This is a genomic window from Siminovitchia terrae (assembly GCF_003605405.2).
Lineage (GTDB): Bacteria > Bacillota > Bacilli > Bacillales > Bacillaceae_C > Siminovitchia > Siminovitchia terrae.
Map to the genome: position 1 here is coordinate 74,576 of NZ_QYTW02000001.1, position 12,923 is coordinate 87,498.

The 12,923-nt window shown below is 44.1% G+C and carries 11 protein-coding genes and 1 pseudogene; 3 read left to right on the forward strand and 9 right to left on the reverse strand.

The annotated features are described in order from the left end of the window. Nucleotides 1-3: 3 nt before the first annotated feature. Genes D5F11_RS00365 through mce form a run of 3 tightly spaced genes read right to left on the reverse strand, consistent with a single transcriptional unit; the run spans nucleotide 4 to nucleotide 3,105 of the window. On the reverse strand, nucleotides 4-1,125 hold the full coding sequence (locus D5F11_RS00365; protein ID WP_120115033.1) for a M20/M25/M40 family metallo-hydrolase: 1,122 nt from the start codon (nucleotides 1,123-1,125) through the stop codon (nucleotides 4-6). A 15-nt stretch (nucleotides 1,126-1,140) separates the two neighbouring features. After that, nucleotides 1,141-2,691: an acyl-CoA carboxylase subunit beta gene (locus D5F11_RS00370; RefSeq protein ID WP_120115032.1), complete on the reverse strand. Its 1,551-nt coding sequence runs from the start codon at nucleotides 2,689-2,691 to the stop codon at nucleotides 1,141-1,143. Next, the gene (mce, locus tag D5F11_RS00375) at nucleotides 2,692-3,105 is read right to left on the reverse strand and encodes a methylmalonyl-CoA epimerase (RefSeq protein ID WP_120115031.1); all 414 of its coding nucleotides are present in this window, start codon (nucleotides 3,103-3,105) and stop codon (nucleotides 2,692-2,694) included. It abuts the gene before it with no gap. Between the two features lie 95 nt (nucleotides 3,106-3,200). Between mce and prli42 the strand changes: the two genes are divergently transcribed. Then, on the forward strand, nucleotides 3,201-3,323 hold the full coding sequence (gene prli42 / locus D5F11_RS25735) for a stressosome-associated protein Prli42 (protein ID WP_306428752.1): 123 nt from the start codon (nucleotides 3,201-3,203) through the stop codon (nucleotides 3,321-3,323). A gap of 104 nt (nucleotides 3,324-3,427) precedes the next feature. Here prli42 and D5F11_RS00380 read toward each other — a convergent pair whose 3' ends face one another. The 5 genes from D5F11_RS00380 to D5F11_RS00400 all read right to left on the reverse strand — a co-directional run bounded on the left by D5F11_RS00380 (nucleotide 3,428) and on the right by D5F11_RS00400 (nucleotide 9,459). Continuing rightward, on the reverse strand, nucleotides 3,428-3,667 hold the full coding sequence (locus D5F11_RS00380; protein WP_120115030.1) for a hypothetical protein: 240 nt from the start codon (nucleotides 3,665-3,667) through the stop codon (nucleotides 3,428-3,430). A gap of 88 nt (nucleotides 3,668-3,755) precedes the next feature. Continuing rightward, on the reverse strand, nucleotides 3,756-4,193 hold the full coding sequence (locus D5F11_RS00385) for a BrxA/BrxB family bacilliredoxin (RefSeq protein ID WP_120115029.1): 438 nt from the start codon (nucleotides 4,191-4,193) through the stop codon (nucleotides 3,756-3,758). Nucleotides 4,194-4,417: 224 nt separating this feature from the next. Further along, nucleotides 4,418-5,476 (reverse strand): methylmalonyl Co-A mutase-associated GTPase MeaB, encoded by a 1,059-nt coding sequence (meaB, locus tag D5F11_RS00390; RefSeq protein ID WP_120115028.1) that lies wholly within the window; start codon nucleotides 5,474-5,476, stop codon nucleotides 4,418-4,420. After that, nucleotides 5,433-7,601, reverse strand: a complete 2,169-nt coding sequence (gene scpA / locus D5F11_RS00395) for a methylmalonyl-CoA mutase (protein ID WP_120115027.1) — start codon at nucleotides 7,599-7,601, stop codon at nucleotides 5,433-5,435. The genes meaB and scpA overlap by 44 nt, the downstream gene beginning before the upstream one ends. After that, nucleotides 7,594-9,459, reverse strand: a complete 1,866-nt coding sequence (locus tag D5F11_RS00400) for a methylmalonyl-CoA mutase family protein (protein ID WP_120115026.1) — start codon at nucleotides 9,457-9,459, stop codon at nucleotides 7,594-7,596. The genes scpA and D5F11_RS00400 overlap by 8 nt, the downstream gene beginning before the upstream one ends. 315 nt (nucleotides 9,460-9,774) lie before the next feature. On the opposite strand from D5F11_RS00400, the gene D5F11_RS00405 reads away from it, so the two are divergent. Then, entirely contained in the window at nucleotides 9,775-10,449 is a 675-nt protein-coding gene (locus D5F11_RS00405) for a FadR/GntR family transcriptional regulator (RefSeq protein ID WP_120115025.1), read from the forward strand. Nucleotides 10,450-10,534: 85 nt separating this feature from the next. Then, entirely contained in the window at nucleotides 10,535-11,758 is a 1,224-nt protein-coding gene (locus D5F11_RS00410) for a CynX/NimT family MFS transporter (RefSeq protein WP_185830453.1), read from the forward strand. Nucleotides 11,759-11,848: 90 nt separating this feature from the next. Here D5F11_RS00410 and D5F11_RS00415 read toward each other — a convergent pair. After that, a pseudogene (locus D5F11_RS00415) lies at nucleotides 11,849-12,778 on the reverse strand (dihydrolipoamide acetyltransferase family protein); the annotation flags it as partial. Nucleotides 12,779-12,923 lie beyond the last annotated feature (145 nt).

Consider the following 12,923-nt stretch of genomic DNA (forward strand, 5'->3'; position numbering starts at 1 on the left):
TCCCTAATTGGCTGCCACTTCTTCAATCACTGCAACAACCATTTCAGTCAGTTTATTCAATTCCGCGATTGGCATCCGTTCATTCGTTGTATGAATTTCCTCATATCCGACACCTAAATTCACCGTCGGAATGCCAAATCCTGCAATGACGTTGGCATCACTTCCGCCGCCACTTGCCAATAGACGTGGCTTGCGACCAACCTTTTGAGCGGCTTTTTTAGCGATTTCAACAACATAGTCACCATCTGAAAACTTGAAACCAGGGTACATGACATGTATTTCAACATCTGCACTTCCGCCCAGCTCCTTCGCAGCCTCTTCAAAAGCCGCCTTCATTTTTTTCGTCTGGGCGATCATTTTTTCCTCAACAAGAGAACGCGCTTCAGCCAGTATATCCACACGATCAGCCACGATATTCGTTGCTTTCCCGCCTTCAAACCTTCCTATATTGGCTGTCGTTTCTTCATCGATCCTGCCAAGTGGCATTTTGGCAACTGCTTTGGCAGCAATCGTGATGGCCGATACACCTTTTTCCGGGGCGACACCGGCATGAGCTGTTTTCCCATGGATCACCGCTTCTATTTTTGCTTGGGTTGGAGCAGCCACTATGATATCCCCAACAGGTCCGTCACTGTCCAAAGCAAAACCGTACTCAGCTCTAACAAGCTTCGAATCAAGAGCTTTGGCACCGACTAAACCGGATTCTTCCCCTACAGTAATGATAAATTGGACATCTCCATGCTGGATGCTATTTTCTTTCAAAATCCTCACAGCTTCCATCATGGCTGCAAGCCCGGCTTTATCATCAGCACCGAGGATTGTCGTTCCATCCGTCACCACATATCCATCTTTAATGGACGGATTTACTCCGTTGCCCGGCATGACCGTATCCATGTGTGAAGTAAAATAAATGGGCGCTACATTGTCTTTTGTTCCTTTAAGGGTACAGATTAAATTTCCAGCCCCATGGCCCGTCTGTCCCTTCGTATCATCCTCATATACCTCCACACCAAGCTTTTCGAACTTAGTCTTGAGCAGCTTGGAAATTTTCGCTTCATTTTTTGTTTCCGAGTCAGTCTTCACTAATTCGAGAAATTCATCCAGCAATCTCTTTTCGTTTATCATATTTTCTCCTCCTGTCTAAAGTGGAATATTTCCGTGTTTTTTCCGCGGCCTGTCTTCCTGCTTATTATGCAGCATTTCCAAAGCCTGAATCAATTTCAGCCTTGTCTCGCGGGGATCAATGACATCATCTACCATACCTTGGGCAGCCGCTACATACGGATTCGCAAATTTTTCCCGATACTCCTCAATCTTTTGATTTCTTGTCTCATCAGGATGTTCGCTTTGATCGATTTCACGGGCAAATATAATATTTGCCGCTCCTTGTGGCCCCATGACCGCTATCTCTGCATTGGGCCAAGCAAAAACCAAGTCAGCACCAATGGATTTGCTGTTCAGTGCCACATAAGCCCCACCGTATGCTTTTCTCAAGATAACTGTAATTTTCGGGACAGTCGCTTCAGAATAGGCGTAAAGAATTTTAGCTCCATGTCTGATAATACCGCCATGCTCCTGCTTTACACCAGGGAAAAATCCGGTGACATCCTCAAACGTAATAATAGGAATATTAAAGGAATCACAAAAGCGGATGAACCTTGATGCTTTATCCGATGAATCAATGTCAAGGCCGCCCGCAAGAAATTTTGGCTGGTTACAAACGAGCCCAACCACTTCCCCCCGAATCCTAGCAAAACCAACGACAATATTTTTAGCGAATTCCTTCTGAACTTCAAAAAAAGAATTGTTGTCAACAACCTGACTAATCACATCGCGGACATCATAAGGCCTCACGGCATCATATGGCACAGCATCAGCCAAATCCGGCCTTAGCTCATCTCCGGCAATCCATTTCTCCCTCGTTGATTTTCCTAGATTATTTTGCGGGAGGTAAGTCATCAGCTTCCTCACCATGGCAAGGACCTCTTTCTCACTTTCTGCCCGGAAATGCGCATTTCCGCTTATGGTATTATGTACTTTGGATCCTCCGAGATCTTCAGATGAAATTTTCTCACCTGTCACAGTCTCTATCACTTTCGGCCCTGTGATAAACATTTGACTCGTCTTATCGACCATAAAAACAAAGTCGGTAATCGCAGGAGAATAAACAGCGCCTCCGGCGCAAGGCCCCATGATGACAGAAATTTGCGGAATGACTCCCGAATAGATCGCATTGCGATAAAAGACATGTCCATATCCGTCAAGTGATACAACACCTTCCTGGATCCGTGCTCCCCCGGAATCATTTAACCCGATAAAAGGGGCTCCATTTTTCGCAGCCAAATCCATCGCTTTTGCAATTTTTTCTGCGTGCATTTCACCAAGCGCCCCGCCGAAAACAGTGAAATCCTGTGAAAAAAGATAAACCGGCCGGCCGTTTATTTTCCCATACCCCGTGACAACGCCATCTCCCGGATACTTCATATCTTCTAGACCAAAATTCGAAGAGCGATGTTCTGTAAAAGGATTCAGTTCCACAAATGTTCCTTCGTCCAACAGCAATTCGATCCTTTCTCTTGCTGTCAGCTTTCCTTTTTCATGCTGCCTCGTAATCCGCTCGTCTCCCCCGCCAAGCTCTGCTTCCCTCCGACGATCATACAGTTCATTGATTTTATCGTAAATATCCGTCACTCACTTCTCCTCCATGTGTACTTTTTCACATAGTTCATACAAGACACCATGTCCAGATTTCGGATGCATAAACGCGACAAGAGATTTGCCTGCACCCTCTTTTGGTACTTCATCTACCATGCGGACACCTTTTTCTTTCAGTTCGGATATTCGTTCTTCGATGGAATTAATGCCAATTGCAATATGATGGATACCCTCTCCGCGTTTTTCTATGAATTTTGAAATTGGTCCGTTTTCGTTAAGCGATTCCAAAAGTTCAAGCTTCACGTTGTTCGCATCAATGAAAGCGACGCGAACTTGCTGGGATTTCACTTCCTCAACAGCTGTACAGCGAAAACCGAGCGTTTCTGTGTAAAACGCCAATGCTTCGTCAATCGATTTGACTGCTATGCCGATGTGATCCACTTTTTTCATGCGTTTGACCTCCGTTCCGATGATTCATCCCTTGGCAGCAGAGTCATTTTACATGCTTGTCTCATTAAAATATTCCATATAGAATAGAATGTAAAGTGAAAGAGACAAGGAGTGAAAATATTTTGTCCAATAAAAAAGTTCAACGACTGATCATCTACTTAATGCTGTTTGCCATGATTGCCACCACAGTGATGGCCGGATTGTCATTCTTGCTGTAAGCAAAAATCAGACATCCATATTTTCCATATAGAAAAAGGCCCTGCTTGTTGGCAAGGCCTTTTATTGTACTCCGGCTTCGCTGGCCAATTGTTCAAAAGACTTATCAATGAATTCCCAGAAAATAGGGGAGCCGGAAAGGAGCAATAATTACACGTCCTTCACTCAAAAAATTCTTTCCTTCAGTCCTAACGCTTTTGCATTGGTTTGCACGCAGAGTGAAGACGAGATTCATTCTGAAAAAATCAAATGCGCCTTGGCGTATTTGCGCCCAGATTTTATCGAGCTTTAGCTCGATAAAATCCCCTTGAAAATCTGTGGCATCCGCCGAAGGCTTTAACTTCATTCAGCCGGGGTTTACCCCCCACTGAATGGAATACCGATACGGATTCATCTCACCACTTACAGAAGTGGGTGACTTCTGCTGAATGAAGTTAAACTTCCTCGCAATATTGCTCAAAATATTGTTGAAGCTTGTTTACAACAGACATAGGATCATGCCCTTCGATTTCATGGCGCTCAACCATTGTACAGATTTTTCCATCCTTCAACAAAGCAAAAGAAGGAGAAGATGGCGGATAATCAGTGAAGTAGCTTCTTGCTTTCGCCGTTGCCTCCCTATCCTGTCCAGCAAACACCGTCACAAGGTGATCAGGACGCTTATCATAGTGAATGGCATGAACCGCTGCAGGACGAGCCACCCCGCCGGCACAGCCGCAGACAGAATTGATCATGACAAGGGTTGTCCCTTTTCTTGCCAAGGCCCCCTCCACTTCCTCCGGTGTTTGGAGCTGTTCATATCCAGCCTGTTCCAAATCTTCACGCGCCTGCCGCACGATATCATTGACATATAAGTTAAAGTCCATGCTCATCTATTTCATTCCCCTTTCAAAACAATCATAGTTCGTACTAATGTTATCATAACAATTTGATGGTCACTTTATCAAATTTCGGAATTTGATCAAAAGTTTTGGTTTAACTGTAAAAAGTTCGGGTAAGATAAAAATACATCTAGATCCATACCCCTAAACTCCCTAGATGTTTTTTGGACAGCCGAAGGGCTGTCCCTTTTTATTGTTCCAACCATATTTTTGTTTCATTTTTCATAAAAAGCATCAAACAATAGGCCGCTTGCTTTAGCTACAGTCATTTCTTCATTCATTACCTTCTTTTCAACCTCAGGCGCAAGACTTTTAACTTTGTTATCTCCGAAAAAGGATCTTTCCAGTTGTTCTTTAATCTGAGCATAGAGCCATTCCTTGGCCTGCATTTTGCGACTTTCCCAAAACTGGCCCGACTCTTTCGTCATCTTCATGTACCTCAAAACCGTTTCCCAAACCTGCTCGATTCCTTCTTGATACAGAGCAGAACAAGTGAGAGCTGGAGTTGTCCATCCTTTTGTCGCCGGCTGCAAAAAATGCAAAATCTGTTTATATTCTCTCTGTGTTTTTTTAGCCAGATCCAGATTTCTGCCATCAGCCTTGTTTACAATGACAGCATCCGCAAGCTCCATGATTCCCTTTTTCATTCCTTGCAATTCATCACCTGCCCCTGTTAAGACAAGCAACATGAAAAAGTCAACCATGCCCCTAACCATCACTTCACTCTGGCCGACGCCGACCGTTTCGATCAATAAAACATCGTAGCCCGCAGCTTCGCAAGCTATGATTGTTTCTCGTGTTTTTCGATGTACACCCCCAAGTGCTCCCCCTGAAGGGGAGGGCCTGATAAAAGCATTCGGGTGGTTCGCCAAACGCTCCATCCTGGTTTTATCTCCAAGTATGCTGCCCCCGTGCAAAGTTGAACTCGGGTCCACCGCAAGGACAGCCACGCGGTGGCCTTTATTGCATAATAAAAGACCAAAAGACTCGATAAATGTACTTTTTCCGGCTCCCGGAACTCCTGTTATACCGATTCGAATGGAATCACCAGACAATGGAAGAAGATGCTGCAGCATTTCCTCCGCCGTTTTTTTATGACGGTCGGCATTGCTTTCTATCAAGGTGATCGCCCTGGAAAGCATGGTACGATCCTTTAAGAGCAATCCGTCGATGATGCCATCGACATTTTCTTCTATCGGCTTGCGCCTGATGAACTTTTTTTGAATATCTTCACCCATCCCGCTCGCCCACTTCCACATAACCGAGTCTGGCATATATTTCTTCTACCACCTTTTGAGCAGCGATAGGAATGACAGTGCCCGGACCAAAAATTGCGGAGGTTCCGTTCTTTTTAAGGAAATCATAGTCCTGCGGAGGGATGACACCGCCAATGACCACCATGATATCTTCCCGGCCGATTTTCCTCAGTTCTTCCACCAGCTTCGGCAGCAATGTCCGATGACCGGCGGCCAGAGAACTGACTCCAATAACGTGGACATCATTTTCTGCCGCCTGTCTCGCCGTTTCTTCAGGCGTTTGAAACAAAGGCCCGATATCAACATCAAAGCCTAGATCAGCGAAAGCAGTCGCAATGACCTTTGCTCCACGGTCATGGCCGTCCTGTCCCATTTTGGCAATTAAAATCCTTGGCCTCCGACCTTCATTTTCCATAAAGTCTTCCGTCATTTCCTTGATCTGAGACATTTCCTTCTCGTTGGAAAAATGTGAGCTATAAACACCGCTTATTGATCTGATCACCGCTTTATGCCTTCCACATACTTTTTCAATAGCAGATGAAATTTCGCCCAAGGTCGCCCTTTCTCTTGCAGCCTCTACAGAAAGCTCCAGCAGATTCGCCGATTCGTCCGCGGCACCTTCTGATAGCTTTTTCAAAGCTGCCTGAACTCTTTCTTCGGAACGTTGCTCCTTGAGCTGCCTGATCCGCTCAAGCTGCTTCTCCCTTACAATCGTATTATCTATATTTAAAATATCAATCTCTTCTTCCTGCTCCAAACGATAGCGATTCACTCCAATGATTGTCTCCTTTTTGGAATCGATCAATGCCTGCCGTCTCGCCGCAGCTTCCTCAATCCTCATTTTTGGAAGCCCTGTTTCCATCGCTTTCGTCATTCCTCCAAGCTCTTCAACTTCATCGATATGGGCCCATGCCCTTTTCATCAACTCATCCGTCAATGTTTCGACATAATATGATCCGCCCCATGGATCAATGACATTCGTCAAGCCCGTTTCTTCCTGTAAAAAAAGCTGGGTATTCCGTGCAATCCGTGCAGAAAAATCTGTCGGTAGCGCAATTGCTTCATCAAGAGCGTTCGTATGAAGCGATTGCGTATGTCCCATAGCCGCAGCATGAGCCTCAATCAATGTCCGTATCACGTTATTATAGGGATCCTGTTCCGTTAAACTCCATCCGGATGTTTGACTATGTGTTCGAAGCGCCAATGACTTAGGGTTCTTTGGTTTAAATGGGCTCATGAGCTTCGCCCACATCGTTCTTGCTGCACGCAGCTTGGCTATTTCCATAAAATAATTCATGCCAATTCCCCAGAAAAACGAAAGACGCGGGGCAAACGAATCTATATCAAGGCCTGCCTTCAAGCCTGTTCTGACATATTCAAGCCCATCTGCAATAGTATAGGCCAGCTCTATATCCGCCGGAGCCCCTGCTTCCTGCATATGATATCCCGAAATAGAGATACTGTTAAACTTTGGCATTTCCCTCGACGTATATTCAAAAATATCGCCAATAATCCGCATGGACATTTCAGGAGGATAAATATACGTATTCCTAACCATGTATTCTTTTAAAATATCATTTTGGATCGTCCCCGAAAGCTGCTCCCTTTTTACTCCTTGCTCTTCAGCAGTCACGATGTAAAATGCTAGTATGGGAATCACGGCTCCATTCATCGTCATTGAAACTGACATTTGATCCAACGGGATTCCATCGAATAATATTTTCATATCAAGAATGGAGTCGATGGCCACTCCCGCTTTCCCCACATCTCCTTCCACCCGCGGATGGTCTGAATCATAGCCGCGGTGCGTAGCAAGATCAAATGCAACAGACAGACCCTTTTGTCCCATCGCCAAATTACGTCTGTAAAAGGCATTGCTTTCCTCAGCAGTCGAGAATCCCGCATATTGCCGAATCGTCCACGGACGGTTCACATACATTGTAGGGTACGGCCCGCGAGTATAAGGAGGAATCCCTGGCATCGTATCGGCATATTCCAGATGCTCAAGATCTTGCTCCGTGTATAACGCTTTTATATTGATTTGCTCATTAGTTTCAAAGCTACCGTTTTTAAAATCCTGATAATTTTTGGGAGATTTCACGAATTGCGGTGCAATGGATTGGAAGTCCGGCTTTTTATCCATTTAAATCTGCCTCCCATCGGTTAAGTATATCATTCAGCTTTTCAACAATATTTTGACCCGAATAAAATGTGCCGTCTATTTGGAACGATGCCAATTCCTCTTCAGTAATGCTGCCGGCAATATCCAAATGGACGTTGGGCAAGCTTTCTTTTACCCAGCATCCGATATCCGCTGCAAATTCCGCATAAAGGGACTGCGGCCCGCACAAACAAAAGTCTTTTTCCGGTGACTCTAACATGTAACGCTTTATATGCTTCAAATCCTTGAAGCTGTCACTCCAGACAGCTTGTATCCCTGCTGAAGCCAAGACACCAGAAACAAAGTCCGCATATGGCTTGTATGCTTTCAATTCCCCAAGACAGATTAATCTTATCGTTGGAGTTTTGCCCTTTAATGAAAGCTGAGAGGACCTTTGTCGAAAACGTTCAAACTTCTCCGCAAGCCTTACATGTTGAAGCGGATCAAGTTTTAACTTCCCTTCTGCATCCAGACGGGTGGTGCTGCCCGTTTTGGGATATCGAACCTGCTCATTGCCCATAGCATACACGTTCACCCCGACTGCCGACCTTTTTCTAGTTTCCATGTCTTTCAACTGATCAGCGGCGTTTTCTTTTATCTTCCCTTGCAGCCACCCTTCCCGCAAGACTTCAATGATTCCCTCTTTTTTATCAATTTCCTGGAAAAAATTCCATCCTTCATTGACTAAATTTGATGTTAAAGCTTCGATAAAATAAGAGCCCCCAGCCGGATCGATAACCCGATCCAAAAACGACTCTTCTTTTAACAAAAGTTGAGTATTTCTAGCGATTCTCTTTGAAAAATCAGTCGAATGCCCTGACAATTCATCAAATGATCCTACATGGAGGTAATCAACTCCGCCCAATATTCCAGCGAATGCTTCGTTTCCTGCACGGAGCATGTTTACATAAGGATCCAGGACAGATTTTGTAAGATTGGCCGTTTCTGCACTAACCGGGACTGCCTGCTTACCTTCCGGCAGCCCATATGCATCCGCCATCGTCTTCCAAAGCACCCTGAAAGCCCTGAATTTTGAGAGTTCTATAAAAAAATCACTACCAATGGAAAAACGAAAAATCAATTTAGATGCAGTTTTTGCCGGAGTCCATCCTGCTTTTTTCATTTGTTCAATATAAAACACGGCTAATGCTAAAGAAACGCCAAGTTCCTGAATTACTTTGGCTCCAGCCTCCTTGTATGGCTTTGTATCAACCATAACAGTACGAAGGTGAGGAAACTGGAGATCGAGCAGCTTGATCTGTGAAATCCAATCTTCCATTTGTTCACAGTCAGGGGCGACGATGAAACCTTCCGCAAGCTCTGCTGATACGATGTCCGCTGCAACCGCTCCGCTAACTTTAATATTCTCAGCAAGCAGATTTTGAGCGATAATGTCGAAACGGCGACTGTCGGAAAAAATAAGAAGTGGTATTTGATCCAGCGCAATGAAATCGTTCAATTCTTTGAAACTTACATCATCAAGCTTCTCAAGCCGCAAAGGGTCGAATGCGACGGTATCCTGCCCCCTTTGAAGAGATCTTTTGATTTGATGCTTTAGTTTGTTCCAATCATCCTCTTTCAGTTTTTGAGCTATACGCCAACCGCTTTTTTTACCGGGAGGAGAAAAGCCCCGCAAAAAGTTACCTTCTCCAGGATATTGATCTATCCGTCCATAATCGATTTGATTTTGCGTATAAAGGGGAGATAATTGAATACCTTCGTACGTATCGGTGTAAAGGTCTTTCAGGGAAGCATTCTTCAAAGATGATTGCACAGCCTTCTCCCACTCTTTGATTGTCGCTTTTTTGAAGTCTGTTTTTTTTGCCCGATCAGTGAACATGCAGTACACCCTTCCTCTCCATTTGTGTAAGCGATTCCAAATTATTTATCTATTCAATTACCATTTTATTATAGTTATGGAACCCAGACAACCGATTCAGCAGGAAGAGCTATTCCCCATCCGCTCAATCGAAAAATTTCTTGCGTTGCTTAAGCCAAAATCCCGATTCTTTGGTCACAAATCATGTGTCCGCCCCGAATGATTGAGGCACCCTTTCCAGAACAAGGCGTTTTTTTGTAAGTTATTTTACAAAATGCCAATATCAATGATAAAATATCCTATGTACCAATCATCCTACAAATCGGAGTGTGAATTATGTATAAAAGGGCAAACCGTGTATCCTTAGTCGATCAAGTCATTTCTCAAATGGAAAAATTAATTGAAAACGGTCATTGGCCTGTTGGGAACAAGATACCGCCCGAAATGCTCCTCATGGAAGAATTTGATGTAAGCCGCAATACACTCAGGGAGGCCGTCCAAGCCTTGGTGCATGCCGGTTTATTGGAATCAAAACAAGGAAGCGGGACAGTTGTTCGTTCTACAAGTGTATTCGAGGCCGCCATGCAACGCCAAATTGAAAAAACCAGTTTAATCGAAACTTTGGAAGTTAGGCTTGCATTGGAAAAAGAGGCAGCACAGCTCGCTGCAAAGCGGAGAAGCGAAGAAGATATTGCCAGGCTACGAGCCTATATTGCCAAATGCCGCGATGCTGCCGAAAGAAGAAAGTTGGAAGATTTTATAGCGGCAGATATCAAATTTCATCAAGCAATCTTTCAGGCTGCTAAAAACAGCTTGCTGGAAGATTTATATGAACATATGACTAAGCCATTATACTCTTCAATCAAAGATTTGATGGCGATGGATCCGCAGTTTTGTTTTGAAGAAGAAATACATGATGAACTGTTTAGGGCCATATGTGATCAGGATGTCGAGGCTGCAGTGAATGAAGTCAATGAGTATATCGCTCAATTTAAAAAAAGATTGACTTGATGAATCAATGTTGATTTAGGCAACGGACTTTTCGAAAGTTATAGGAGGATGCACTTTGATTAGAAATGGATCATCTTTGGAGCAAATGCCAGGGCGTGAAGTCAATTGGTTATTATTCATAGGAATTATTTTCATTGGATCAAATTTAAGAGCGCCGCTCACTTCGGTCGGCTCGCTCATTCCATTTATACGTGATGATTTGGGAATCAGCCATGCATTAGCCGGGACAATTACCACATTGCCCCTTCTGGCATTCGCTTTTCTTTCCCCTTTTGCCCCCAAAATAGCTACCCGCTTGGGGATGGAGCGGACTATTCTTTTTTCATTAATCCTATTGACTGTTGGATTGATTACGCGTTCCATGTTGAGTGCGGGCTTTCTTTTTGGCGGCACCATTATGATTGGATTGGCAATCGCCGTCGGAAATGTATTATTGCCCGGATATATTAAAATGAATTTTCCTTATAGAATAGGAGTCATGACGGGCATATATGCTGTTTTTATGAATGTGTTCGGTGCTTTGGGGTCCGGCTTGAGTGTCCCGATATCAACAATAAAAGGAATGGGCTGGAAAGGATCGCTTGCCGTTTGGGCTATACTTTCTTTCATCGCCATATTATTCTGGCTTCCGCAATTACGCAAGCAGAATAAACCTACCTTGTCAGCAGCAGCTTCAAAAAAAAGAATGTCCGTTTGGCGCTCTCCTCTAGCATGGAACATCACTTTGTTTATGGGATTACAGTCATTAATGTTTTATACTCTCATGACTTGGCTTCCAGACATATTGCAATCTCATGGATTCAGCTCGAGTGGAGCTGGATGGATGCTGTTTCTCATGCAGTTTGCATTGATTCCGATCACCTTTGTCATTCCGGTGATAGCAGATAAAATGAAAAACCAAAAAGTGTTAGCCGGAGTAACAGCTTTACTGTTCTTCTTAGGGATAGTCGCTTTAATGATTGGTTCTAAATCATTACTATATGTCTCCGTCATACTGATAGGAGTCGCTGGAGGCAGTGCCTTCAGCTTGTCCATGATGTTTTTCAGCCTTCGGACAACTGATGGGCAGCAAGCGACGGAACTATCAGGCATGGCCCAATCATTCGGTTACCTATTAGCCGCAATAGGCCCTGTATTATTCGGAGCTTTATATGATATAAGCGGAAAATGGCAGCTTTCTCTTTCTATGCTTATGATTTTATCCGCAGTCATCTTTATTGTCGGAATTGAGGCAGGGAAAGAAAGGGTGATTACGGATAATACTGCACAAATTGATCCCCTTTCGGAATCTAATCCCGAAAACAGTTAAGTGAAGAAACGAATAGAAAAAATGATTGTACATTCATGCCGGGCGCACCTAAAAATCCCGTCCTCGTTGTTGAGGACGGGATTTTCCTGTTTAATAAACAGATGTATTTTCTCTTGATATATTCTCCAGAATTTCTTTTACCCTTTTTAAGAAATTACCACACACGAGCCCGTCAAGAACACGATGGTCCATTGACAGACAGAGATTCACCATATCGCGGGGGGCAATGCCTCCGTTTTTCAATATCACCGGCCGCTTCACAATTGATTCTATCTGCAAAATGGCAGCTTGAGGATGGTTGATGATTCCCATGGACTGCACCGAACCAAAGGAACCTGTGTTATTGACAGTAAAAGTACCACCTTGTATATCATCGGTTCTCAATCTGCCGTTTCTAGCTTTGTTTGCCAATCCTACTATTTCCTTGGCGATCCCTTTGATGGATTGCTCATCTGCGTTTTTGATTACAGGAACATACAAGATATCCTCACTTGCTACTGCAATAGATAGATTGATATCTTTTTTCTGGACAATTGTGTCCCCTGCCCACACGGAGTTGATCATTGGATATTCCCTTAAGGCCTGTGCCACCGCTTTGACAAAGAAAGAGAAATAAGTCAGATTAAATCCTTCCTTTAGCTTGAACTCATCTTTTATGGAATTCCGGAATTGAACAAGCCCAGTTACATCTACTTCCACCATCATCCAGGCATGCGGAATTTCCTGTTTGCTCCGAACCATGTTTTCCGCAATCTTTCTCCGTATAGGAGTAATAGGAATCACTGTATCTCCTGGAAGGACGGGTACATGCGCAGGCTGATAAGCAAAACCATGGTTGGCAGAAACAACCTTCTGTTTTGGCTGGCCACTTGTGTCATCCTTTGTAGGAATCTTTCCAGCATTAATAAGTTTCTGCAAATCTTTCCGTGTAATGCGGCCTCCCAGACCAGTACCATCCACCTGACCCAAATCGATGTCATATTCTTGGGCCATCCGGACTACCGCGGGTGAATAACGAGCTTTATGCTGATTTTTCATCTTATCATCGTGGCTTTCCGCTGTCTGCGAAACATTTGCAGCCTCGCCCTCAACCGAACGTTCTTCTCCTTGATCCACCTCTATTGCATCGATCGTACATATGATTTCCCCAACTGCGAGTGTTTCG